Below are 23,656 nucleotides of genomic sequence, written 5' to 3' on the forward strand. Positions count from 1 at the left end.
GACGCCCAGATGACCGACCAGCTCGACACCGCCATCGAACAGAACGGCAAGGGCGACCTCGCCGCACTCCTCACCGGCGGCGACACCTGGACCGTCGTCGGCTGAACCTCCCCATCGGCGCGGTACCCGCCTCTCAGCAGGCGCGATTCAGGCTCCGCAACAGACGCACCACAGGCCCGGGCTCAGGCCCGGGCCTCGTCGTACGCCTTCCGCGCCTGCTCCACATCCCCCATCCGCCGCTCCGTCCACAACGCCAGCGTCCGCACCTGCTCCGCGGCCTCGCGGCCGAGGTCGGTGAGGGAGTAGTCGACGCGGGGCGGGATCACGGGCCGGGCTTCGCGGTGCACAAACCCGTCACGCTCCAGGGTCTGCAAAGTCTGGGTGAGCATCTTCTCGCTGACCTGCCGGATCTCACCGATCGCCCGGCGCAGCTCGCTGAACCGGTGCGGGCGTTCGAGGAGCCGGATCAGCACCAGCACGCCCCAGCGGCTGGTGACGTGCTCCAGCACCAGCCGGTACGGGCACATCGCCTCACTGCCGGGCTGCCTTGCGCTGTCCGTCATGCCGGTACCTTACTCAAAAGTGGGTACTTTCGAACAGTTAGTGCCCCTCTTAGGGTGAGTGTCAACCCCGCCACACCCACTCCACGGAGGAGCCTCACCATGAGCATCGTCGTCACCGGAGCCACTGGACACCTCGGCCGCCACGTCATCGAGCAGCTGCTGGAGCAGGTCCCGGCCGATGGGATCACGGCCGTCGCCCGCGACGCCCAGAAGGCCGCCGGTCTCGCGGAACGCGGGGTGCGGATCGCGCTCGCCGACTACAACGTGCCCGCGACCTTCGACGCCCTGTTCTCCGCGGGCGACAAGGTGCTGCTCATCTCCGGCAACGAGTTCGACAAGGGCCGTGTTTCCCAGCACAAGGTCGTGATCGACGCCGCCGAGGCGGCCGGCGTGGCGCTGCTCGCGTACACGAGCGCCCCCGGCAGCCTGACGGCCGCGCTCGCCGACGACCACCGCGCCACGGAGGAGCTGCTGCTGGCGTCGGGCCTGCCGTACGTGCTGCTGCGCAACGGCTGGTACCACGAGAACTACACCGAGAACCTCGCCCCGGTCCTGGAGCACAACGCGGTGGTCACCGCGGCCGGTGCGGGCCGGGTCGCCTCCGCCTCGCGCGCCGACTTCGCGGCCGCCGCCGTCGCGGTGCTGACCGGCGCGGGCCACGAGAACAAGACGTACGAGCTGAGCGGCGACGAGGCATGGGGGTTCACGGAGTACGCGGCCGAGCTCAGCCGGCAGACCGGCAGGGAGATCGAGTACAGCCCGGTCCCCGCCGACACCTACCAGGGCATCCTGACCGGCGCCGGGCTGCCCGAGGCGTTCGCCGCGATCCTGGCCGGGGTGGACGCGTCCATCGAGAAGGGCGAGCTGGCCGTGCGCACCGGCGACCTCTCCCGCCTGGCCGGACGTCCGACCACCCCGCTCACCGAGGCGATCACGGCGGCACTGAAGGGCTGACTTCGCATCACCCGTCCCGCTTGTCATGACCGTATGGCGATACGGCCATGACAGGCGAGGGTGGTCGGCGCTACCTTCGTGCGGAGGGCTGGAGCGCGAAGGAGGAGCCGGTGTCCGGAAAGTCGAGGGGCGAGAGCCACATAGGCCTGCTGAACGGCGTCGCGGCCTATGGGATGTGGGGGCTCGTCCCGCTGTTCTGGCCGCTGCTGAAGCCCGCTGGCTCGGTGGAGATCCTCGCCCACCGGATGGTGTGGTCGCTCGCCTTCGTCGCCGTCGCACTGCTCTTCGTACGACGGTGGGGCTGGGCCGGCGAGTTGCTGCGGCAGCCGCGCCGCCTCGGGCTCATCACGATCGCCGCGGCCGTCATCACCGTCAACTGGGGCGTCTACATCTGGGCCGTCAACAACGGTCAGGTCGTCGAGGCGTCCCTCGGCTACTTCATCAACCCGCTGGTCACCATCGCGATGGGCGTGCTGCTGCTGAAGGAACGGCTGCGGCCCGTGCAGTGGGCGGCGGTCGGCGTCGGCTTCACGGCCGTGCTCGTCCTCACCATCGGCTACGGCCGCCCGCCGTGGGTCTCGCTCGTCCTCGCCTTCTCCTTCGCCACCTACGGCCTCGTGAAGAAGAAGGTGAACCTCAGCGGCCTGGAGTCGCTGACCGCGGAGACCGCGATCCAGTTCCTGCCGGCGCTCGCCTATCTGCTGTGGCTGACCGGCCGGGGCGAGTCGACCTTCCACACCGAGGGCGTGGGGCACGCGGTGCTGCTCGCCGCGACCGGCGTCGTGACCGCGCTGCCGCTGGTCTGCTTCGGCGCGGCCGCGATCCGCGTACCCCTGTCGACGCTGGGGCTGCTGCAGTACCTGGCCCCGGTGTTCCAGTTCCTGCTGGGCGTCGTCTACTTCCGCGAGGCCATGCCGCCCGAGCGCTGGGCCGGGTTCGCGCTGGTCTGGCTGGCGCTGACGCTGCTCACCTGGGACGCCCTGCGCACCGCGCGCCGGGCGGTCCGCAGGCTGAAGGTCGAGAGGAGCGTGCCGGTCGCCACCCTCGCGACCGGCACCAGCAGCGCCGTACGGAAGGCGGACAGCGTGGCCTCAGGGCCCGATCCGGTCGTCGACGCCAAGCCGTAGACGGCGGTCACCGCGGAGATCCCGATCGCGGGGCCGAACAGCGTCGCGGTGTTGAGCGGCCCACCCGCCAGGCCCTGCTCCTCCGCCGCGCCACCGTCCGTCGCCGCGACGGTCAGCGGCCCGTACGCCAGCGCGAACGCGGTGCCCGCGATGAGCACCGTGGACCACGACGACGCCGACGAGAAGCATCAGCGGGAGATCGCGGCGGCCCGGGCGGCGTACGACCATCGAGAGACACGGCAGGCCGCCGGGCAGGCCTAGGAGGCGGCCCCGCGGGCGCGGTGGGCGCGGACCTTCGCACGGTTGCCGCAGTGCTCCATCGAGCACCAGCGCCGCCGGCCCGGCCGGGAGTTGTCGACGAACAGCAGCCGGCAGTCGTGGGCGCCGCACTCGCGGACACGGCCGGCGTACGGGCCGGTGAACAGCTCGATCGCGTCACGCGCCACGGTCGACAGCAGGGCCGTGCCGGTGGCGCCCGGGACCCAGGCGCGGATGCCGTCCGCGGTGAGGCGGGCGGCGATCGCGGGCAGCGCGGCGGCCGCGTTGACGACGTCCAGCTGGCGGGAGCGGAGCGGGCGGCCGTGAGCGCGGTCGGTGGTGAGCACGGTCAGGGCGTCGCGCAGGGCACGGGCCCGCGCGAGTTCGTCCTCGGTGACGGTGAGGTCGAGTCCGGCCGGCAGCCGGCTGCGTTCGGCCCAGGCCACCAGGTCGGCGGGTCTGTGCAGCACCTCGTAGCGGGCCAGGTCGCCCGGGCCGCCGGTGGTGAGCAGTTCCAGACAGAGCGCGCCGGGGTCGAAGCGGAAGGGCTTGCCCTCGTACGAGATCAGGGTCAGGCCGGGTGAAGCCGCCTGTGGAGTCGGCGCTTCCCATGGACGCTCGGTCATGTAACCAATACCACTGGTTACATGACCGACAAGGCAGCAACACCTGTGCACTGGAAGCTCGTCGTCGACGCCGCCGACCCCCACGCACAGGCCGACTTCTGGGCCGCCGCGCTGGGCTACGAGGTCGAGGACAACAGCGCCCTGATCGAACGGCTGCTCCAGCTCGGCGCGCTCCCGGTCGCCGCCACCGTGGACTTCCACGGCCGCCCGGCCTTCCGGGACCTGGTCGCCGTACGGCATCCGGACGATCCGTGCGAGGAGGAGAGCGGCACCGGGCTGGGACGGCGGCTGCTGTTCCAGCGCGTGCCCGAGTCCAAGACCGGCAAGAACCGGCTCCACCTGGATCTGCACCCCGGCGAGGGCCGGCGGGCGGACGAGGTGGAGCGACTGCGGGGCCTGGGCGCGAGCGCGGTGCGGGAGGTGAAGGAGGCCGGCGGCGAATGGGTGGTGATGACCGACCCGGAGGGGAACGAGTTCTGCGTGCAATAGGGGTGTGGAGAGGTGGGTGCGGGGTGGGCCTCTCGGCACCCGGACGGACGGTCCCGGGTCAGTCGGCCCGAGCCCGGACGGGCAGACGTCGCGGTGCCGCTCAGCCTCCGGATGTCCTGCCCGCGCGCGTGGCGAGACGGTCCATGCGGGCGTGGGCGGATTCCAGCTCCTCCACGTCCTCGGCGGCCGGGCCGGCCTCCGCGGCCAACTCGGTCCACAGACCGATCAGTTCACGCCCCAGCTCCAGACCGAGTGCGGGGTCGCGCACGGCCCGCCAGGCCGTGGCCGCGCTCTGCACGTTCCCGTAGGCGCCCTCCACGTCGTGCGTGCGGCGGTAGCTGCGGGCCACGTCCAGGGAGAGCCGGAAGGCGCGGACCGGTTCGGCCGCCAGGTAGGCGACGTACGCGGTGAGTTCGAGCAGCCGGAGCAGTTCGGGGTGGTCGGGCGGCAGCGCCGCCGACGCCTCGGCCAGGGCCTGCTCCGCGACGGTCGCCGCGGTGTCTATATGCCCTGCCTTCACGGCTTCGCCGATACGGGCCGTGGGTTCGGCGAGGAGGGCGGAGGTCGGGAGCGGGGTCTCGTCCTCCGGCCCGAGGATGGCTTCGGCGACCGCGTCGAAGCCGCGGGGCGGCGTGGGCTTCGGGTCGGGCTCGCGGCCCGCGCCCAGCTCCGGCGCGACGAGCGGTTCCGGGTGCGGCCGCGCGCCCATGACGGGCGGCGGCCCGAACTCGCCCAGCGGCCGCGGCTCCTGGATCGCCCGCAGCCGGAAGGTCGGCGCGGAGGTGGGCCCGGAAACCGGCGGAGTACGCAGCGTTTGCGTGACGTTGTCCTGCGGGAGCCGGGCAGCGTCCGGCCACACCGGCTCCTGCGGCGAACGGGAGGCACCCTGGCCGGGCGCCTGCGGCGGACCAGGCTGGGCGGGGCCGGGCGCCTGCGGCGAACGGGACGCGGCCGGGGCGGGCGCCTCCGCCGGACCAGGCTGAGCGGGGCCGGGCGCCTGCGGCGAACGAGACTGAGCCGGGCCGGACGCCTGCGGCGAACGGGACGCGGCCGAGGCGGGCGCCTCCGCCGGACCAGGCTGAGCGAGGTCGGGCGCCTTCGCCGGACGGGATGCGGCCGGATCGGGCGCCTGCGGCGGGTGCGGGGGCGCGGGGCGCTGGGCCGGGGGCAGGGCTCCCTGTTCCGGGCCCGCCGACTCGGACACCGCACCCTGCGGCCGGCCCGCCGCAGCGGATCGCGGCGGCGCAGGCACGGCCTCCTGCCCCGCGCCCGCCGGCACCGCCGCGGCATCCCCCGCCGCACTCGTCGGCACGGGATCCGCCGTGAAACAACTCGACCCGTCCGGGTGAACCTGAAGCGGTACGACGTACCCGATCCGCTCGTCGTGAACGGTGGCGAGGACGGGTCGGCCGGTGGCGAGGGCGATGCGGTGGAGGTGGTTCAGTACCGTCCGCTGGAGTTCCTCGCCGGGCACGGGGGCGACCGGGACACCCCCGATCGAGGCGCTGACCGGGCCACGGGTGTCCGGTCCCGCGCCGGGGACGCGGACGTCGATCACCGCACCCACGCCCTGGTCCTGCTGTTCCCGCTTCTTCTCGCGCCCTGGTCGAGACATCGGTTCCCTCACTCGCCGGCGTCCACGCCTCGGCGGACCCTACCGTCGAGTCTCACCGATTTCGCCCGATACACGCGTCACCGGGGCGTCACAGCCTCGTCCCAAGACCCGGCACCCCGGTCACGGAGCTCCGCGGCGCCGCGCGAAGATCGATGGACGACGATCGCCGGCGGACGGCGGAGAGGGGCGGACATGCGGACGGGTGCGCCACAGGGCCCGGAGATTTGGATCCGCGGACCGGTGGCCGCGGAACCGGCACCGGAGCCCTCCCCCGCCCCCTCCCGCACGGTCCGGCGCTTCTCCTGGGTCGGCACGCACGGCGGGTCGGGCGTCTCCACCCTGGCCGCGGTGTACGGCGGTCGGGACTGCGGACGTGCCTGGCCCGGCCCCGCCGACCCGCAGTCGGTGCTGCTCGTCGCCCGCACGCACGCGACCGGGCTGGCCTCCGTCATCCATGCCATGGAGGAGTTCCGGCGCGGGGAGGCGCCGGCCGGGCTAGACCTGGACGCCGTCGTCCTGGTCGCGGACGCGCCGGGCCGGCTGCCGCGCCCGCTCTCCCAGCAGATCAGGCTCATCGAGTCGGTCGTCGACGTGTACCGCGTGCCGTGGGTGCCGGCATGGCGGCTGGGCGATCTGAGCGGACGCCCGCCTCGCGAGACCCGGGCGTTGGTCCGGCTGACGGCGGCGGTCCGCTGACCCAGGCACCTTGAGCCCGGCCCTCTCCGATCCACACCTCCGACGCCCCGCGGACGGTGGACGAAATCTGTATGCGTGTGCATATACTGCACGGACATGCATCGTCGTACGCCGCCCATCCGGAATCCACTGGGGGACACCATGGACCGACGCTTTCTGTTCGTGCTGGGCAGCAGCCGCCGTGACGGCAACACCGAGCTGCTGGCCCGCGCGGCCGCCGAGCAGCTCCCCGCCGGCGTCGAGCAGCGGTGGATCGACCTCGCCGCGCACCCCCTGCCCGACTTCGAGGACCTCCGGCACGACAGCGACCACGTCCGTCCCACGGAGGGCGATGTCGCACTGCTGCTCGACGCCACGCTCGCCGCGACGGACATCGTCATCGTCTCCCCGCTCTACTGGTACTCGGTGTCCGCGCACGTCAAGCGCTACCTCGACTACTGGTCGGGCTGGCTGCGCACCCCCGGCGTCGACTTCAAGGCGACGCCGGCCCACCGCACCCTCTGGGGTGTCACCGCGCTCGCGCACGAGGAGACCGAGGTCGCCGACCCGCTGATCGGCACCCTCAGCAACTCGGCCGCGTACATGGGGATGCGCTTCGGCGGAGTCCTGCTCGGCAACGGCAGCAAGCCCGGTGACGTACTGAAGGACACCGAGGCCCTCACCCGCGCGAAGACCTTCTTCGCGCAGGAGGCCCCGCTCGCTCGCTTCCCGTACGAGGCCGCGTAGCCCTGGCGGCTATGCGGTGATGTCCTTCGCCATGAACCGCGCCCACGCCGCCGAGCCGAACACGGCCGCGTAGAGGGCCTGGAGGCCGAGGTTGCGTCTCAGTTCGTCCCAGTAGACCGGCTCGCGCATCAGGTCGGCGAAGGACAGCCAGTAGTGGGAGAAGAACTATGGCTGGATCGCGTGCAGTTGAGGTATCTGATCGAGGATCTGCACCGTGATCAGCAGACCGACGGTCGTCGCTATCGCCGCGACACCGCTGCTGGTCAGCGTCGAGACGAACAGGCCGAGCGCCGCGACGCCGATCAGTGAGGCGGCGACGACCAGGGCCATCAGCAGGGCTCTGGCCAGTCCCTCGGCGAAGCCGATCCGCGTCCCGGAGATGGTCGTCAGGTCGCCCAGCGGGAACAGCAGTGCCCCGACGGCCAGCGCCGAGACGGCGACGACCAGGGCGGCCGCCAGGCAGAAGGCCGTCGCGGTGGCGTACTTGGTGAGCAGCAGACGGGTACGGCCGGCCGGCGACCAGGAGATAGCGCAGGGTCCCCGCGTTCGCCTCACCGGCTATCGCGTCGCCCGCGACGACACCCACGGCCATGGGCAGGAAGAACGGCAGGGTCGCGGCGACGGCGGTGAAGACCAGGAACAGCCCGTTGTTGGTGATCTGCGTGAGGAACGCCGGGCCCTCGCCGCCACCGCCGGCCACGGGCGAGCCGTCGCTGGTCTCGATCTTCACGGCGATGCCGACCAGCACGGGCACGGCGGCCAGCACGCCGAGCAGCGCGAGCGTGCGCCGGCGCCGGAACGTGATGGCGAGCTCGCTGCGCAACAGACCGAAGGTCCTGAGGGGGCCGCGGCGGGAGGTGGCGACCAGCCTGCGACATCGAAGCCCTCCCCCGTCAGCGCCACGAACGCGTCCTCCAAGGACGCCCGTTCCACCCCGAAGCCACGGACTCGCACGCCCTCCTAAACCAACGCGGCGTTCAGTTGACCCACGCCCCGGCACCGACCCCGGGCTCAGGCCCGGAGCCGGCGCTCAGCCCCTGCCTACTTCGCGGAGTCGGCCGCCTTCACCAGCGCGTCCTTGGTGACCGCGCCGACGTAGACCTTGCCGTCGTCCGTGATCAGCGCGTTGACCAGGCGGGTCTTGAAGACCGTGCCCGAGCCGAACTTGCCGTTCACCTCGTCGCCCAGGGAACCGAGGAAGCCGCCCGCGGCGCCCAGCTCACCCATGTCACCGCGTCCGGCACCGGAGGCCGCGCCCTCGGCCCCGGAGTCGAGGACGGCGACGGAGGTCCAGCCCTCGCCGATGACGTTCAGCCCTTCGAGGCCCTTGGCGAGCTCCTCCTCGGGCCGCTGCGAGGAGTGCTCCGGCGCCTCCACGCTGCCCTCCTCGGTAACCTTCGCACCCTTGGGCGGGGTGAAGTCGAAGGTCGACGCGGCGGGCTTGGCAAAGCTGACCTGCGTGAAGCCCGCGTCCACCACGGCGGAGCCACCGCTCGCCGGGGTCAGCGTGAACTTCAGCGGCATCCCGGTCTTCGCGTCCACCGCCACGCTGATCGCGCCCACCGTGGAACCGGACTGCTTCGGCTCGATGAGCAGCTTGTAGGCGTCACGGCCGGCCACCTGGGCGGTGCCGTCGACGGTCACGGACGTGGTGTCGTCGACCGCCTTCAGCGCCTCCTCGGTCAGCCCCTTGGGCGTCGCCGGGGTCTCTTCCGCGTCTCGCTCGGTGCCCTCGTCCGCGGTGCCGTGGTAGACCTCGTTGGACGCGCTGTCGTAGCCCCAGACGTCCTTGCCGTTGTGGATCATGCTGTACTCGGCGGCGTTCTCCAGCAGCGACAGCTTCTGCTTGTCGGGGCCGTCGGCGGCGACGCGCAGGGTGTGCGTGCCGGTGGCCAGCTCGGTCAGCTTGGCCGACGGATCGGCGGAGGAGCCCTCACCGCCGGACGGGGTCGCGCCGGACATCAGGTCACCCTCCAGGCCGCCCAGGTCGGGCAGTCCCAGATCGGTGCTGATCTTCACCGTGCCGGACAGCTGCTGCACATCCGACGCGGCGATCTTCTCTATGAGTTCCTCCGCGGTGATCTTCGGCAGGTCGGGGCTGCCGGAGTCGGCCAGCGCGGGGACGAGCCCGATGGTGCCCGCCGCCAATCCCAGGACCGCCGCCGGGACGACGTACCGTGCGGCCTTGCGCCGCCGTGCCGCGCGCAGTTCGTCCGCGTCGGCCACGGCCGTGGTGTCGTCGGATTCGTACGGTGCCATGTGTGCCTTACCTCCGTCGTCGGCGGCGGCTGCCTCGTCGCGTCCTCGCAGGGGTCCCACCCTGAGCCGCCATTCTCACCCGGATCGGTGAGGAGTGGTGTGTTCCTTGTTCTCCATCTGACCAAACCGGGCGGCAAGATGCGTCAGACCCGGGAGCCAACTCCGCGTACTGCTGGGGTATGACACGACACGACGGCTTCTCCCCCGACCCGTAGGGGTACGAGAGGGAGTCACGAGTACTACGGGGGTCACGAGGGCCGGACAGCCGGCCCTCGACGCCCGGACGGGCGAACGGGCCGGACCGCTATCCGGCCCGGTGCACCACGGCGTCGCACAGCTCCGTCAGCGCCGCCTTCGCGTCGCACTCGGGCAGCGGGGCGAGCGCCGCCCGCGCCTCCTCCGCGAACCGCACGGTGTCGCGCCGCGCCTGCTCCAGCGCCGGATGCACCCGCAGCGCGGCCAGCGCCTCCGCGTGCCGCGCGTCGTCGGTGAGGTCGGAGGCGAGCAGCTCGCACAGCGCGACGTCCTCCGCCAGGCCCAGCCGGGCGGCCCGCTCACGCAACCGCAGCACGGGCATCGTCGGGATGCCCTCCCGGAGGTCCGTGCCCGGCGTCTTGCCCGACTCGTGCGAGTCGGAGGCGATGTCCAGCACGTCGTCCGCGAGCTGGAAGGCGACGCCGAGGCGCTCCCCGTACTGGGTGAGCACGTCCACCACCGACTCGTCGGCTCCGGACATCAGCGCCCCGAACCGGCACGACACCGCCACCAGCGATCCCGTCTTGCCGGCCAGCACGTCGAGGTAGTGCTCGACCGGGTCCCGCCCGTCCGACGGGCCCGCGGTCTCCAGGATCTGACCGGTCACCAGCCGTTCGAACGCCTCGGCCTGCACCCGTACCGCCTCGGGTCCGAGGTCGGCCAGGATGTGCGAGGCGCGGGCGAACAGGAAGTCACCGGTGAGGACGGCGACGGAGTTGCCCCAGCGGACGTTCGCGCTCGGCACCCCGCGCCGTACCTCGGCCTCGTCCATCACGTCGTCGTGGTAGAGCGTCGCGAGGTGCGTCAGCTCCACGACCACGGCGGAGGGCACGATTCCGGGTGCGTACGGGTCACCGAACCGGGCGGCCAGCATCACGAGCAGCGGCCGGAACCGCTTCCCGCCGGCCCGCACCAGATGCTGCGCGGCCTCCGTGATGAACGGGACCTCGCTCTTGGTGGCTTCGAGCAACCCTTCCTCGACAGCAGCCAATCCGGCCTGGACATCGGCTTCCAGAGCCTGGTCCCGCACGCTCAGCCCGAACGGCCCGACGACGGTCACGAGGGGTCTCCTGTCTGCTGGTGTCCACTGGCGATTACGCGGAATGTCGATAGGTCGCTGCCTTCACTCAAGTCAGCGTATCCGGTCACGTTTCGATCACCGAGGCCGCCCACCGGTACACCTCAGGCGGTATCGGATCACGGCGGGTATGTTTTTGATCACTTGATATGAGCAGGTATTTATCGACTTTGCCGGAAGAGGTGCCCCTTGCTCCGCACCGCCGTCGGCACCGGCCCCGAGAGCCCGGCCCGGTACGCCACCGGCCGCCGTCACCCGGCCGGACGCAAGCACGCCGCGGAGTCCGCGCGCACGCCGCGGGCGACGCACCGCACCGCCGGCCCGGCGGTGACGGCCGCCGCGCGCCGGCCGCGCCGCACGATGCACCCGGTCCACTGAAGCCGTACCTGGGGTCACGCTCATGCACATCCGTACGTCCTTCCCCTACGAGACGACTCACGAGGACCTCCGTATCCCGCTGCCCGACGGAACCCGGTTGTACGCGCGCGTATGGCGCCCGATCACCGACGAGCCCGTACCGGCCCTCCTGGAGTACCTCCCGTACCGCCTGACCGACTGGACCGCGCCCCGCGACCACCAGCGTCACCCCTGGTACGCCGGCCACGGCTACGCCTCCGTCCGCGTCGACGTGCGCGGGCACGGCAACAGCGAGGGCATGCCGACGGACGAATACTCGGCGACGGAGCTGGCGGACGGTGTCGAGGTGGTGCACTGGCTGGCCGCGCAAGCCTGGTGCGACGGCAAGGTGGGCATGTTCGGCATCTCCTGGGGCGGCTTCAACTCCCTGCGGATCGCGGCGCTCGCGCCCGAGCCGCTCAAGGCGATCGTGACCGTCTGCTCCACAGGCGACCGTTACGACAACGACGCGCACCGCATGGGAGGTTCCGTCCTCGCGGTGGACATGCACGCGTGGGCGGCGACCATGCTCGCCTTCGTCTGCCGCCCGCCCGATCCGCGGTACGTCGGCGACGCCTGGCGGGACATGTGGCTGCGACGCCTCGAAGAGGTCGACCCCTTCGTCCACACCTGGCTCGACCACCCTCTACGCGACGACCACCGGCGGCACGACGGCGTCCGCGAGGACCACGGCGCCGTCGACGCCGCCGTGCTCGCGGTGGGCGGCTGGCACGACCCGTACCGCGACACGGTGCTCCGTCTGGTCGAACACCTCCCGTCCGACCGCGTCCGCGGCCTGATCGGGCCCTGGTCGCACCACTACCCCGACCGCGCCTTGCCGCCCGGCCCGGCGATCGGCTTCCTCCAGGAGACCCTGCGCTGGTGGGACCACTGGCTGAAGGGCAGGGACACCGGGGTGATGTCCGAGCCCGTGCTGCGCTCGTACGTCATGGACGCGCATCCCCCGGCGACGGGGTACGAGACGCTGCCCGGCCGCTGGGTCGGTGAGCCCGCCTGGCCCTCACCCCACGTGTCGACGGTCACGTACGCCCTCCAGGGCGAGCCCGTACTCGTCCGGTCACCCCAGCACACGGGCATCGACGCGGGGCGCTTCCTCCCGATCGGCAACGAGGCCGACCTGCCGCCGGACCAGCGGGAGGAGGACGCGCGCGGGGCGAGCTTCGAGTTCGCGGTGCCGGAGGAGACGTGGGTGCTGGGGCGGCCGCGGGTGCGACTGCGGCTGACCTCGGAGGTGCCGCGCGGGCAGGTGGTCGCGCGCGTGTGCGACGTGGCGCCGGACGGCTCCTCGACGCTGGTGACCCGGGGGGTGATGGACCTCTCCGCGCGCGAGGGACGCGACCGGACCGTGCCGTGGACCCCTGGGGCCACCGAGGACGTCACCTTCGGGCTCAGCGGCATCGGGTACGCCTTCCCACCCGGCCACCGCATCCGCCTCTCGCTCGCCTCCGCGTACTGGCCCTGGATCTGGCCCCAGCCGGACTCCGCGGCCGGCTTCACCCTGGACCCGTCCGGCAGCGCTCTCGAACTGCCGGTACGCGCGTGTGCGGCCGTCCCGCCCGTCACCTTCGAGGAGCCGGAGCAGTCCGAACCGCTCGGCGTCGCCCACCCGGCCACCCTCGACGAACCGCGCCCCGGACGAATGGTCGTGCGCGACGTCGCCAAGGGCGAGTGGCGGCTGGAGCTCGACCAACCACGCCACGGCGGTACGCGCGTGTACCCGGACGGGCTGGAGGTCACCGAGGAGGCGCTGGAGGCGTACGCCATCGGCGAGGAGGATCCGCTGTCCGCCCGCGCCCGCTCGGACTGGACGATCCGGCTGCACCGCCCGGAGCTCGCCTGGGACACCACGATCCGCACACGGTCGGAGATCGCCTGCACCGCGGAGTACTTTTTGACCTCAAATGAGGTGATTTGCACCTCTGGTGCCGAGGTGACCTTCCACCGCACCTGGGAGAAGCGAATTCCACGGGCCGCCAGTTAACTAGGACTTGGGCCTATTGCCCGATTTGCGATTCTTCTGCACTCGCGTGAGTTGGCTCACTCGCACGCCTTCACGAGTCCCTTACATGGACGCGGCGATCCGCCTTGGCACATGGCCGAGTTGACTCTTTTCAACCGCAAAGGATCAAGAGCGGCAAACAGGCGCTTCGAAGATCAAATCCCGCGATATGTGAAACGACCACTTGTTTCGGACATGTGCTCTCGCATACGTTCCCGGCCAGTCGGGCGGAACGCCGAATCCTGCCGCCGCCCGCGCCACCCATGACGGACTCACTCACCGCACGGCAGGAGCGGGGGACCCAGGTAAGCCGCCGGACCGGACGCCGCACGCCACGGCACACCGGAACGGCTCGGGGTGAAGTCGCACTCGCATGAGGGCGGCCGGGCACCTCCCAACCCGAACCCGACAGCTCACCTCGCAGGCACCGGAGAGGACAGTCCCCATGACTGCAAACGGTCAGCAGAGCCGTACCAGTACTGCCCGCATCGCTCGCAAGCTCGCCGTCGCCGGTACCGGCGCCGCCCTGCTCGCCCTGCCGCTCATCGGCGCGACCACCGCGTCCGCCGCCACGCCCACGGCCGTCAGCTCCGTCACGGCGTACCCGAACAACCTCGACGGCTGGATCCGCCAGTCGCTCGACATCATGGCGCAGCAGGGGATCCCGGGCTCCTACAACGGTATCTACCGCAACATCATGCGCGAGTCGTCCGGCAACCCGAACGCCATCAACAACTGGGACTCCAACGCCGCCAAGGGCACCCCGTCGAAGGGCCTGCTCCAGGTCATCGACCCCACCTTCGCGGCCTACCACGTGCCCGGCACGGCGTACGACCCGTACGACCCGGTCGCCAACATCACCGCCGCCTGCAACTACGCGGCCGACCGCTACGGCTCGATCGACAACGTCTTCGGCGCGTACTGAGGCCTGGCCAGCAGCCGTTCGAGGACGACGGCGATGCCGTCGTCCTCGTTCGACAGGGTGATCTCGTCGGCCACCGCCTTGAGCTCGGGGTGGGCGTTGGCCATGGCGACGCCGTGCGCGGCCCAGTCGAACATGGGGATGTCGTTGGGCATGTCCCCGAAGGCGATGGTCTGTTCCGGACTCACGCCCAGTTGCCGTGCCGCCAGCGCCAGCCCCGTCGCCTTGGTGACCCCGCACGGCTGAAGCTCGACCGTCCCGGGACCGGACATGGTGACGGTCGCGAGCGAGCCGACCACCATGCGGGCCACCGCCGCCAACTCGTCGTCGGACAGCGTCGGATGGCGCAGCAGCACCTTGCTGATCGGCGCGCACCAGAGGTCGTCGCGGCGATCGATGCGCACCGCGGGCAACGTGGGGTGCGGCATCAGGTACCCCGGCTCGATGAGGGTGAGCCCGTCGACGCCGTCCTGGTCGACGGCCGCGTACACCTGGCCGACCTCGGCCTCGATCTTTCCGAGCGCGGTCTCCGCGAGTTCCCGGTCCAGCGTGACGGACCACAGCAGACGGTCCGCGCCGGCGTCGTACAACTGCGCGCCCTGCCCGCACACCGCGAGCCCCCCGCCGCCCACGACCTCCAGCAGTGGTCGCACTCGCGGCGCCGGCCGTCCGGTCACCACCAGATGCCGGGCACCGGCCGCCGAGACCCGCGCGAGCGCGGCGAGCGAACGGTCGGAGACCGTGTCGTCGCCGCGGAGCAGCGTTCCGTCCAGGTCAGTGGCGATGAGGGCGTAGTCGGTGCGCGCGTACTCGGTGCGCGCGGCATATGCGGTGGGTGCGGCCATGATCAGAGAATACGGACACCGCACCCCCGCCGTTCATTCCCAACTACCTTCCCACTGTCTGCTTTTCACCCCCACGTGGTGCCTGCCGGCTCCTTGATCGTGGCGTTGATGCGGTTGAACATGTTCGTCAGCGCGACGGTCAGGATCAGCGCCGACACTTCCTTCTCGTCGAAGTGGTCGGCGATCTCGTCCCACAACGCGTCCGGAACCGGCTCCTCCGAGCGGTCCGCGAGCCGCGTCACCGTCTCCGCGAGGGTCAGCGCGGCGCGCTCGGCGTCGCTGTGGAAGGGCGCGTGCCGCCAGGCGGCGACCGAGGCGATGCGCTCCTCACTCACGCCCGCTTTGCGCAGATTGTTCACATGTCCGTGGACGCAGGCGGCGCAGCCGTTGATCTGGCTGACCCGCAGTCCGACGAGCTCCGCGACCTCCTGGTCGAGCCCGCTCTCCCCGATGGCCTGGAAGAGGGTCCCGATACCCTTCAGCGCGCCCGGGAGGACGTACGCCGGGTTGGTCATCCGTGCCTGCATGATGCCGCCTCCTGTTGTCAGTGGCCGGTGTGATGCTTGCTTTCACCGCACTGACGGATCGGGGGCGGTCGTTGTGACGGATCGGCGGGACGAGTTTCCGATGCGCCGACGCGATACACCTTTCCGGATATCAAGGAGCTTCCGCACCTATCGGACACTGCCCAAGACGGGTGCCGCAGCCGTAACGTGATCCACGACCGCATGGACCGCGCGTACGAAAGTGAGGCAGCACCCCATGCCCCCCTTCGATGTCCCCGAGGGCGACCCCTTCGGTCCGCACAACCTTCCGTACGGCGTGTTCTCACCCGCCGGGTCCGCCGAACGGACGGTGGGTGTCCGCCTCGGCGACCACGTCCTCGACGCCGGCGCGGCCGCACTGGCGCTCGGCTCCCCGTACGCCGAGCTGCTGGCACGCCCGACCCTCAACCCGCTGCTGGCCGCGGGCCGCACGGCCTGGTCTGACGTCCGGCGCGCGCTGACCGCCTGGGTCACCGTGCCGTCCCACCGCGAGTCCCTCGCGCCCCTGATGCACTCCCTGTCCTCGGTGAACCTGCACCTCCCCTTCGAGGTCGCGGACTACGTCGACTTCTACGCCTCCGAGAACCACGCCCGGAACGTCGGCCAGATCTTCCGCCCCGACGCGGCGGACTCCCTCACGCCCAACTGGAAGCATCTGCCGATCGGTTACCACGGCCGCTCCGGCACGGTCGTCGTCTCCGGCACCGACGTGGTCCGCCCCTCCGGCCAGCGCAAGGCCCCGGCCGACGCCGCGCCGGTCTTCGGTTCGTCCGTCCGCCTGGACATCGAGGCCGAGGTCGGCTTCGTGGTCGGCGTCCCCTCGGCGATGGGCACGCCCGTGCCGCTGTCCGGCTTCCGCGATCACGTGTTCGGCCTGTGCCTGCTCAACGACTGGTCCGCCCGCGACATCCAGGCCTGGGAGTACGTCCCACTCGGCCCGTTCCTCGGCAAGTCCTTCGCCACCTCGGTGTCGGCGTGGATCACCCCGCTGGAGGCGCTGGACGCGGCAAGGGTGGCCCCGCCCGGGCGGACCCACCCCCTGCTGCCGTACCTGGACGACACCGAGGAGGAGCCCGGCGGCTACGACCTGCGCATCTCCGTCGCCCTCAACGGCCATGTCGTCGCGGAGCCCCCGTTCTCCACCATGTACTGGACCGCGGCCCAGCAACTCGCCCACATGACCGTCAACGGCGCCTCCCTGCGCACCGGCGACCTGTACGGCTCGGGCACGGTGAGCGGACCGGGCGAGGGCGAACGCGGTTCACTCCTGGAGCTGACCTGGAACGGCCGCGACGCCCTCGAACTGCCCGACGGCAAGCGGACGTTCCTGGAGGACGGCGACGTCGTGACGATGACGGCCTGGGCTCCGGGCGCGGGCGGCGTGCGCGTGGGGCTCGGCGAGGTCACGGGACGCGTCGTGGCGGGGTGAGGTTTCCGCGACAGCGACGGCTTCGGCGCTGACTCCGGCCGCCCGTCACCGTCATACTGGCGGCGGGCGGTGTGCGCGGTGCGCGACGCGGGCTCGTGTGGCGCGTGACGCGGGTGCGTGCGTGCGGCTGAGCTTGTGAGGCGTGCGGCACGTGACGCGGGCGGGAGGTCCACGGCGCGCGTCAGCCGCCCGCACCGCACCGCACCGCACCGACCCGAAGCCGCCCCACTCCCGACCAGGATCCGGAGCCCGTGGCATGACCGTCTGCCTGCTCCTGCTGAGCGTCGTCGCTCTGGCGGCCGCCGTACCGGCCCCTCGTGCGCTGGTGCGCGCCGCCTGGCCCGAACGGGAGCCCGTCGTCGGGCTGTGGGTGTGGCAGTGCCTGGTCGCCACCGTCCTGCTGTGCTGTCTGACCGCCCTGGTCCTGGGCGCGGCGGCGGTCTTCCAGACGGTGCGCGACCAGGTCTTCGCGCCCGCCCCGCCGCGCGTGGCCGCCGCCTACGACCTGTCGGCGGCGCCGCCCTGGGCCGCCGCGCTGACCCTGCTGCTGGCCTGCGGTGCCGCGTGGACGACGGCGATGCTCGTGCGCGAGCTGTTCGAGGCCCGGCGCCGCCGCGGCCAGGCCCGCGCACATCTGCGGGAACGCGCCCCCGACCTGCCCGCCGGTCTGCCCGCCGCCCGGGGGCCGCTGCTCGTCCTGGAGGACGAGTATCCCGACGCCTGGTGGATGCCGGGCAGCCCGCCCCAGCTGATCGTCACGACCGGGGCGCTGCACCGTCTCACCGACCACCAGCTCGACGCCGTCCTCACCCATGAGCGCGGCCACGCCCGCGCCCGTCACGACTGGCTGCTGCACCTGTCCACCGCGCTCGCCACCGGCTTCCCGCGCGTCCCCCTCTTCACCCACTTCTGCGACCAGACCCACCGCCTGGTGGAACTCTCCGCCGACGACACGGCGTCCCGCCGCTGCGGCCACCTGACCACCGCGCTGGCCCTGATCGAACTCAACCAGCACCGGGGGGTCCTCTCCTGCGCCTCCAGCCACCGCCTGCTGGGCGAACGCGTGGACCGCCTCCTGGAGCCGCCCGCCCGGCTCGACCGCAGACACCGGGCCTTGACGACGACCGCGGCGGCTCTGGTGCCGCTGCTGCCCCTGCTGATCACCTTCGCTCCCGGGCTGACGGCACTGTCGTAGCGGCACTCCCGCCCTCGCGGGAGCGTCACCCGGCCCGGTCCATGGATCCCACCCCGACACCAATGCGTCCCGCCTCGACGCCGACGGACCCGAGCTCGACGCCGACGAGCCCCATGTCGGCGCCGTCAACAGGCCCCTCTTCGACGCCGAGGCGAGCGGCTCGGGCGGGATGACGCGGGGACCGGGGGGGGAGAGGGCCCGCGCGCCCGGGAGACCGCAGCCCGTCCCTATACCAAGTCGGCCATATCCAGTCGGCTATATCCAGTCGTCCGGCTCGGGCTCCGGCTCCGCATCCGGCTCGGGCCAGTCGGCCGCGCCATCCCCCGCGGACGCCGGCGCCCGTCCGGGCGATCCGTCCAGGGTCGCCAGCACCGCCAGCACGCCCTCCCCGTACGTCACCAGCTTCTTCTCTCCGACTCCGCTGATGCCGCCGAGCTCCTCCACCGACCTGGGCCACGCGGTGGCGATCTCCCGCAGGGTGGCGTCGTGGAAGATGACGTAGGCCGGGACGCCCTGCTCCCGGGCCTGCTCCGCGCGCCAGGCGCGCAGCGCCTCGAAGGCCGGCAGCAGCTCCTCGGGCAGCTCCGCCACGGCGGACTTCGCCTTGCGCTCGCCGCGCCCGGACGACGAGGATCCCGCCCGCGAACTCTCCGGTTTCTTCGGCTCCTTGCGCAGCGGCACCTCCCGCTCCCGCCGCAGCACCCCGCCGCTGGCGTCGGTCAGCACGAGCGTGCCGTAGTCCCCCTCGACCGCGAGCAGCCCCTGGGCGAGCAACTGCCTGACCACGCCCCGCCATTCGCCCTCGCTCAGCTCCTCACCGATGCCGAACACCGAGAGCTGGTCATGGTCGAACTGGATCACCTTGCCTGTGCGCTTGCCCAGCAGGATGTCGACGATCTGCACCGCGCCGAACTTCTGCCCCCGCTCCCTCTGCAACCGCACCACCGTCGACAGCACCTTCTGCGCCGCGACGGTGCCGTCCCAGGTCTCGGGCGGCGTGAGACAGGTGTCGCAGTTGCCGCAGCCGGCCGCGTCCGGGTCCTGGCCGAAGTAGGCGAGCAGCTGGCCCCGGCGGCACTGTGCCGTCTCGCACAGCGCCAGCATCGCGTCCAGGTGCGCGGCCGCCCGCCGCCGGAACGCCTCGTCGCCCTCGCCGGACTGGATCAGCTTGCGCTGCTGGATGACGTCGTTGAGGCCGTAGGCCATCCAGGCCGTGGACGGCAGTCCGTCGCGCCCGGCGCGGCCGGTCTCCTGGTAGTACCCCTCCACCGACTTCGGCAGGTCCAGGTGGGCCACGAACCGCACGTCCGGCTTGTCGATGCCCATCCCGAAGGCGATCGTCGCCACGACGACCAGCCCGTCCTCCCGCAGGAACCGGGACTGGTGCGCGGCGCGCGTACCCGCGTCCAGCCCGGCGTGGTACGGCACGGCCTCGACGCCGTTCCTGGTGAGGAACTCGGCCGTCGACTCCACCGACTTCCGCGACAGGCAGTACACGATGCCCGCGTCGCCCGCGTGCTCCTCACGCAGGAAGCTCAGCAGCTGCTTCTTGGGGTCCGCCTTCGGCACGATCCGGTACTGGATGTTGGGCCGGTCGAAGCTCGCCTCGAAGTGCCGGGCCGCCGGCATGTTCAGCCGCTGGGTGATCTCCTGGTGGGTGGCCCGCGTGGCCGTCGCCGTCAGCGCGATCCGCGGCACGTCGGGCCAGCGCTCGCCGAGCAGCGACAGCGTCAGATAGTCCGGCCGGAAGTCGTGCCCCCACTGGGACACGCAGTGCGCCTCGTCGATCGCGAAGACGGAGATCTTCCCGCGCGACAGCAGATCCAGGGTGGCGTCGAGGCGCAGCCGCTCCGGCGCCAGATACAGCAGATCCAGCTCACCGGCGAGGAACTCGGCCTCCACCACCCGCCGCTCGTCGAAGTCCTGCGTGGAGTTGACGAAGCCGGCCCGCACACCCAGCGCCCGCAGCGCGTCGACCTGGTCCTGCATCAGCGCGATGAGCGGCGATACGACGATGCCCGTGCCCGGTCTGACCAGTGCCGGAATCTGGTAGCAGAGCGACTTGCCGCCACCGGTCGGCATGAGTACGACGGCGTCGCCACCGGCCACCACATGCTCGATGACCGCTTCCTGCTCCCCACGGAAGGCCTCGTACCCGAACACCTTGTGGAGCGCAGCCAACGCCTCACTCTCAGCTACCGCCGTCATGGCACCTACCCCGCCTGTCCCACCCATCGCCGTGCCCCCGTACGTCGAATCTCGACCACTGCGTCCACGATAGGCGCCCGCACCGACAGCCCCGGAGTTATCCACAGGCTTCCTCCGGCTCACTCTGTAACCGATCGAACATGCGATTAAGGTGATCGGCTTCAGGCGCGCCAGGCAGCAGAACGGCCCTCCCCGATCAACGAGGAGGGCCGCCGTGGACGGGAGGCGTCAGCGCACGAACACCCCCGCACTCCCCGCCAGCTCCAGGAAGTACTGCGGCGCCACACCCAGAACCAGCGTGACCGCCACGCCCACCCCGATCGCCGTCACCGTCAGCGGCGACGGCACCGCGACCGTCGGGCCCTCCGGCTTCGGGTCGCTGAAGAACATGAGGACGATCACCCGGATGTAGAAGAACGCGGCGATCGCCGACGAGATCACGCCGATCACCACCAGCGGGGCGGCCCCGCCTTCCGCCGCCGCCTTGAACACGGCGAACTTCCCGGCGAACCCGGAGGTCAGTGGGATGCCGGCGAAAGCCAGCAGGAAGATCGCGAACACGGCCGCCACCAGTGGCGACCGGCGTCCGAGCCCCGCCCACTTGGACAGGTGCGTCGCCTCGCCGCCCGCGTCCCGCACCAGCGTCACCACCGCGAACGCCCCGATCGTCACGAACGAGTACGCGAGCAGGTAGAAGAGCACGGAGGACACACCGTCCGGCGTCGTGGCGATGACACCCGCGAGGATGAATCCCGCGTGTGCGATCGACGAGTACGCCAGCAGCCGCTTGATGTCGGTCTGCGTGATCGCGACGATCGCGCCGCCCAGCATGGTGACGATCGCGACGCCCCACATCACCGGCCGCCAGTCCCAGCGCAGGCCGGGCAGCACGACGTACAGGATCCGCAGCAGCGCGCCGAACGCGGCCACCTTCGTCGCCGCCGCCATGAAGCCGGTCACCGGCGTCGGCGCGCCCTGGTACACGTCCGGCGTCCACATGTGGAACGGGACCGCGCCCACCTTGAACAGCAGCCCCATCACGATCAGCGCGGTGCCGAGCAGCAGCAGCACGTCGTTGCCCATGGTGCTCGCGAGGGCGGGGGTGATGTCGGTGATGGTGCCGTCGACGACCTGCGCGATCGTGCCGTACGACATCGAGCCGGAGTAGCCGTACAGCATCGCGATCCCGAACAGCGTGAACGCGGAGGCGAACGCGCCGAGCAGGAAGTACTTGACCGCGGCCTCCTGCGACATCAGCCGCTTGCGGCGGGCCAGCGCGCACATCAGGTACAGCGGCAGCGAGAATACCTCCAGCGCGACGAACAGCGTCAGCAGGTCGTTGGCCGCGGGGAAGAGCAGCATCCCGGATACCGCGAAGAGCAGCAGCGGGAAGACCTCGGTGGTGGCGAAGCCCGCCTTGATCGCGGCCTTCTCGCTGTCGCTGCCGGGCACGGACGCCGCCTGCGCGGCGAAGGAGTCGACGCGGTTGCCATGTGTGGCGGGGTCCAGCCGCCGCTCGGCGAAGGTGAACAGGGCGACCAGCGCGGTCAGCAGGATCGTGCCCTGCAGGAACAGCGCCGGTCCGTCGACCGCGACCGCGCCCATCGCCGCGATCTGCGCCTTCGTGGTGCCGTACCCGTCCGCCGCGAGGGCGACGACCGCCGCGAAACCGGCGGCCAGACCCACGGCGGACAAGAACATCTGTACGTAGTAGCGGGACTTGCGCGGTACGAACGCCTCGACCAGCACGCCGATGATCGCCGCGCCGATCACGATCAGCATGGGAGACAGCTGGGCGTATTCGATCTTCGGCGCGTCGATCTTGGCGATCGGATCCGCCGCGGTTGTCCACAGGCTGTGGACGGCTGTTGCGCTCACTTGGCCGCCTCCACCTCGGGCCGGGGGTCTTGCTTGTGTACGTCGGACATGGTCTGCTTCACCGCCGGGTTGACGATGTCCGTGAGGGGCTTCGGGTAGACGCCCAGGAAGATCAGCAACGCGACCAGCGGGGCGACCACCACGAGCTCCCGCACCCTGAGGTCCGGCATCGCGGAGACCTCCGGCTTCACCGGGCCCGTCATCGTCCGCTGGTACAGGACGAGGGTGTAGAGCGCGGCGAGCACGATGCCGAAGGTGGCGATGATGCCGATCACCGGATAGCGCGCGAACGTGCCCACCAGGACCAGGAATTCACTGACGAAGGGTGCGAGACCGGGCAGCGACAGGGTCGCCAGGCCGCCGATCAGGAAGGTGCCGGCGAGCACCGGGGCGACCTTCTGGACCCCGCCGTAGTCCGCGATGAGCCGCGAGCCGCGGCGCGAGATCAAAAAGCCCGCCACCAGCATCAGCGCGGCCGTCGAGATGCCGTGGTTGACCATGTACAGCGTCGCGCCCGACTGGCCCTGGCTGGTCATCGCGAAGATGCCCATGATGATGAAGCCGAAGTGCGAGATCGACGCGTACGCGATCAGACGCTTCATGTCCCGCTGGCCGACCGCCAGCAGTGCGCCGTACACGATGCTGATCAGCGCCAGTACGAGGATGGCCGGCGTCGCCCACTTCGAGGCCTCCGGGAACAGCTGGAGGCAGAAGCGGAGCATCGCGAAGGTGCCCACCTTGTCCACGACCGCCGTGATGAGCACGGCGACCGGGGCGGTGGACTCCTGCATGGCGTTGGGCAGCCAGGTGTGCAGCGGCCACAGCGGCGCCTTCACCGCGAAGGCGAAGAAGAAGCCGAGGAACAGCCAGCGTTCTGTGCTGGTCGACATCTCCAGCGAGCCGTTGGCCCGGGCTTCGGCGATCTCCGTGAGGGAGAAGTTCCCGGCGACCACGTAGAGGCCGATCACCGCGGCCAGCATGATCAGACCGCCGGCCAGGTTGTAGAGCAGGAACTTCACCGCGGCGTACGACCGCTGCGTCGAGGCCACCTGCTCGCCGTGCTCGTGGGCACGGTCCCCGAAGCCTCCGATGAGGAAGTACATCGGGATGAGCATGGCCTCGAAGAAGATGTAGAAGAGGAAGACGTCGGTGGCCTCGAAGGAGATGATCACCATCGCCTCGACGGCCAGGATCAGCGCGAAGAAGCCCTGCGTGGGCCGCCAGCGCTTGCTGCCGGTCTCCAGCGGGTCGGCGTCGTGCCAGCCCGCGAGGATGATGAACGGGATCAGCAGTGCCGTGAGCGCGATGAGCGCCACCGCGATGCCGTCCACACCCAGCTCGTAGCGGACGCCGAACTCGGCGATCCAGGCGTGCGACTCGGTGAGCTGGTAGCGGTCGCCGTCCGGGTCGAAGCGGACCAGCACCGTGATGGCGAGGACGAGCGTGGCGAGCGAGACGAGCAGCGCCAGCCACTTGGCGGCGGTGCGCCGCGCGGCCGGGACGGCGGCCGTGGCAATCGCCCCCAGCGCCGGGAGCACCGCTGTCGCTGTCAGCAGAGGAAAGGACATCGGT

At 71.3% G+C, this 23,656-nt stretch carries 21 protein-coding genes, 2 pseudogenes and 1 riboswitch; of the genes and pseudogenes, 11 read left to right on the forward strand and 12 right to left on the reverse strand.

Features of this window, described 5'->3' with window-relative positions; all coding sequences use genetic code 11:
• Positions 1 to 182: 182 nt before the first annotated feature.
• A complete protein-coding gene (locus AB0O67_RS05675) occupies positions 183 to 563 on the reverse strand; it encodes a helix-turn-helix domain-containing protein (protein WP_365446533.1) in 381 nt (126 codons plus the stop codon).
• A gap of 99 nt (positions 564 to 662) precedes the next feature.
• On the opposite strand from AB0O67_RS05675, the gene AB0O67_RS05680 reads away from it, so the two are divergent.
• From AB0O67_RS05680 to AB0O67_RS05690, 3 genes are all read left to right on the forward strand, one after another.
• Positions 663 to 1,517 carry an SDR family oxidoreductase gene (locus tag AB0O67_RS05680; protein WP_365446535.1) on the forward strand — a complete coding sequence of 285 codons (855 nt, stop codon included), beginning with the start codon at positions 663 to 665 and terminating at the stop codon, positions 1,515 to 1,517.
• Positions 1,518 to 1,627: 110 nt separating this feature from the next.
• Complete coding sequence (gene rarD / locus AB0O67_RS05685; RefSeq protein ID WP_365446537.1) at positions 1,628 to 2,644, forward strand: EamA family transporter RarD; 1,017 nt, start codon at positions 1,628 to 1,630, stop codon at positions 2,642 to 2,644.
• 51 nt (positions 2,645 to 2,695) lie between these two features.
• Positions 2,696 to 2,905, forward strand: a complete 210-nt coding sequence (locus tag AB0O67_RS05690; protein ID WP_365446539.1) for a hypothetical protein — start codon at positions 2,696 to 2,698, stop codon at positions 2,903 to 2,905.
• Here the strand turns inward: AB0O67_RS05690 and AB0O67_RS05695 are convergent.
• Entirely contained in the window at positions 2,902 to 3,528 is a 627-nt protein-coding gene (locus AB0O67_RS05695) for a CGNR zinc finger domain-containing protein (protein WP_365446541.1), read from the reverse strand. The two genes, AB0O67_RS05690 and AB0O67_RS05695, sit on opposite strands and share 4 nt — an antisense overlap.
• Before the next feature lie 21 nt (positions 3,529 to 3,549).
• On the opposite strand from AB0O67_RS05695, the gene AB0O67_RS05700 reads away from it, so the two are divergent.
• The gene (locus AB0O67_RS05700; RefSeq protein ID WP_365446543.1) at positions 3,550 to 4,017 is read left to right on the forward strand and encodes a VOC family protein; all 468 of its coding nucleotides are present in this window, start codon (positions 3,550 to 3,552) and stop codon (positions 4,015 to 4,017) included.
• A 100-nt stretch (positions 4,018 to 4,117) separates the two neighbouring features.
• Here the strand turns inward: AB0O67_RS05700 and AB0O67_RS05705 are convergent, their stop codons facing one another.
• Positions 4,118 to 5,632 (reverse strand): tetratricopeptide repeat protein, encoded by a 1,515-nt coding sequence (locus AB0O67_RS05705; RefSeq protein ID WP_365446545.1) that lies wholly within the window; start codon positions 5,630 to 5,632, stop codon positions 4,118 to 4,120.
• Positions 5,633 to 5,824: 192 nt separating this feature from the next.
• Here AB0O67_RS05705 and AB0O67_RS05710 point away from each other — a divergent pair, with 192 nt between their 5' ends.
• Positions 5,825 to 6,328, forward strand: a complete 504-nt coding sequence (locus AB0O67_RS05710; protein WP_365446547.1) for a DUF6668 family protein — start codon at positions 5,825 to 5,827, stop codon at positions 6,326 to 6,328.
• A 141-nt stretch (positions 6,329 to 6,469) separates the two neighbouring features.
• Positions 6,470 to 7,054 carry an NAD(P)H-dependent oxidoreductase gene (locus tag AB0O67_RS05715; RefSeq protein ID WP_365446548.1) on the forward strand — a complete coding sequence of 195 codons (585 nt, stop codon included), beginning with the start codon at positions 6,470 to 6,472 and terminating at the stop codon, positions 7,052 to 7,054.
• Between the two features lie 9 nt (positions 7,055 to 7,063).
• Here the strand turns inward: AB0O67_RS05715 and AB0O67_RS05720 are convergent.
• The 4 genes and pseudogenes from AB0O67_RS05720 to AB0O67_RS05735 form a co-directional block, all read right to left on the reverse strand.
• A pseudogene (locus tag AB0O67_RS05720) lies at positions 7,064 to 7,922 on the reverse strand (ABC transporter permease).
• A pseudogene (locus AB0O67_RS05725) lies at positions 7,922 to 8,035 on the reverse strand (ABC transporter ATP-binding protein); the annotation flags it as partial. The pseudogenes AB0O67_RS05720 and AB0O67_RS05725, both read right to left, overlap by 1 nt.
• A 60-nt stretch (positions 8,036 to 8,095) precedes the next feature.
• Positions 8,096 to 9,313 (reverse strand): DUF2092 domain-containing protein, encoded by a 1,218-nt coding sequence (locus AB0O67_RS05730; protein WP_365446550.1) that lies wholly within the window; start codon positions 9,311 to 9,313, stop codon positions 8,096 to 8,098.
• 304 nt (positions 9,314 to 9,617) lie between these two features.
• Positions 9,618 to 10,628, reverse strand: a complete 1,011-nt coding sequence (locus AB0O67_RS05735; protein ID WP_365446552.1) for a polyprenyl synthetase family protein — start codon at positions 10,626 to 10,628, stop codon at positions 9,618 to 9,620.
• Between the two features lie 207 nt (positions 10,629 to 10,835).
• Between AB0O67_RS05735 and AB0O67_RS05740 the strand changes: the two genes are divergently transcribed.
• The 3 genes from AB0O67_RS05740 (at position 10,836) to AB0O67_RS05750 (ending at position 13,987) form a co-directional block, all read left to right on the forward strand.
• Entirely contained in the window at positions 10,836 to 11,024 is a 189-nt protein-coding gene (locus AB0O67_RS05740) for a hypothetical protein (RefSeq protein ID WP_365446553.1), read from the forward strand.
• 22 nt (positions 11,025 to 11,046) lie between these two features.
• The gene (locus AB0O67_RS05745; protein WP_365446555.1) at positions 11,047 to 13,044 is read left to right on the forward strand and encodes a CocE/NonD family hydrolase; all 1,998 of its coding nucleotides are present in this window, start codon (positions 11,047 to 11,049) and stop codon (positions 13,042 to 13,044) included.
• Between the two features lie 277 nt (positions 13,045 to 13,321).
• Positions 13,322 to 13,504, forward strand: a riboswitch (cyclic di-AMP (ydaO/yuaA leader).
• A gap of 3 nt (positions 13,505 to 13,507) precedes the next feature.
• The gene (locus AB0O67_RS05750) at positions 13,508 to 13,987 is read left to right on the forward strand and encodes a transglycosylase SLT domain-containing protein (RefSeq protein WP_365446557.1); all 480 of its coding nucleotides are present in this window, start codon (positions 13,508 to 13,510) and stop codon (positions 13,985 to 13,987) included.
• Here the strand turns inward: AB0O67_RS05750 and AB0O67_RS05755 are convergent.
• Both AB0O67_RS05755 and AB0O67_RS05760 read right to left on the reverse strand, forming a co-directional pair.
• Positions 13,951 to 14,829 (reverse strand): Cof-type HAD-IIB family hydrolase, encoded by an 879-nt coding sequence (locus tag AB0O67_RS05755; RefSeq protein ID WP_365446559.1) that lies wholly within the window; start codon positions 14,827 to 14,829, stop codon positions 13,951 to 13,953. The genes AB0O67_RS05750 and AB0O67_RS05755 overlap by 37 nt on opposite strands.
• A 65-nt stretch (positions 14,830 to 14,894) precedes the next feature.
• Positions 14,895 to 15,356: a carboxymuconolactone decarboxylase family protein gene (locus tag AB0O67_RS05760; protein WP_365446561.1), complete on the reverse strand. Its 462-nt coding sequence runs from the start codon at positions 15,354 to 15,356 to the stop codon at positions 14,895 to 14,897.
• A gap of 235 nt (positions 15,357 to 15,591) precedes the next feature.
• Between AB0O67_RS05760 and fahA the strand changes: the two genes are divergently transcribed.
• Both fahA and AB0O67_RS05770 read left to right on the forward strand, forming a co-directional pair.
• On the forward strand, positions 15,592 to 16,803 hold the full coding sequence (gene fahA / locus AB0O67_RS05765) for a fumarylacetoacetase (RefSeq protein WP_365446562.1): 1,212 nt from the start codon (positions 15,592 to 15,594) through the stop codon (positions 16,801 to 16,803).
• A 256-nt stretch (positions 16,804 to 17,059) separates the two neighbouring features.
• Positions 17,060 to 17,998, forward strand: coding sequence for a M56 family metallopeptidase (locus tag AB0O67_RS05770; protein ID WP_365446564.1), 939 nt, complete (start codon positions 17,060 to 17,062; stop codon positions 17,996 to 17,998).
• A gap of 255 nt (positions 17,999 to 18,253) precedes the next feature.
• Here the strand turns inward: AB0O67_RS05770 and recQ are convergent, their stop codons facing one another.
• From recQ to AB0O67_RS05785, 3 genes are all read right to left on the reverse strand, one after another.
• Positions 18,254 to 20,233, reverse strand: coding sequence for a DNA helicase RecQ (gene recQ / locus AB0O67_RS05775; RefSeq protein ID WP_365446566.1), 1,980 nt, complete (start codon positions 20,231 to 20,233; stop codon positions 18,254 to 18,256).
• Between the two features lie 201 nt (positions 20,234 to 20,434).
• On the reverse strand, positions 20,435 to 22,084 hold the full coding sequence (gene nuoN, locus AB0O67_RS05780) for an NADH-quinone oxidoreductase subunit NuoN (protein WP_365446568.1): 1,650 nt from the start codon (positions 22,082 to 22,084) through the stop codon (positions 20,435 to 20,437).
• Positions 22,081 to 23,652 carry an NADH-quinone oxidoreductase subunit M gene (locus tag AB0O67_RS05785; protein WP_365446570.1) on the reverse strand — a complete coding sequence of 524 codons (1,572 nt, stop codon included), beginning with the start codon at positions 23,650 to 23,652 and terminating at the stop codon, positions 22,081 to 22,083. The genes nuoN and AB0O67_RS05785 overlap by 4 nt, the downstream gene beginning before the upstream one ends.
• Between the last annotated feature and the right edge of the window lie 4 nt (positions 23,653 to 23,656).

It is taken from the genome of Streptomyces sp. NPDC086077 (assembly GCF_040686175.1).
Taxonomy (GTDB): Bacteria; Actinomycetota; Actinomycetes; order Streptomycetales; family Streptomycetaceae; genus Streptomyces.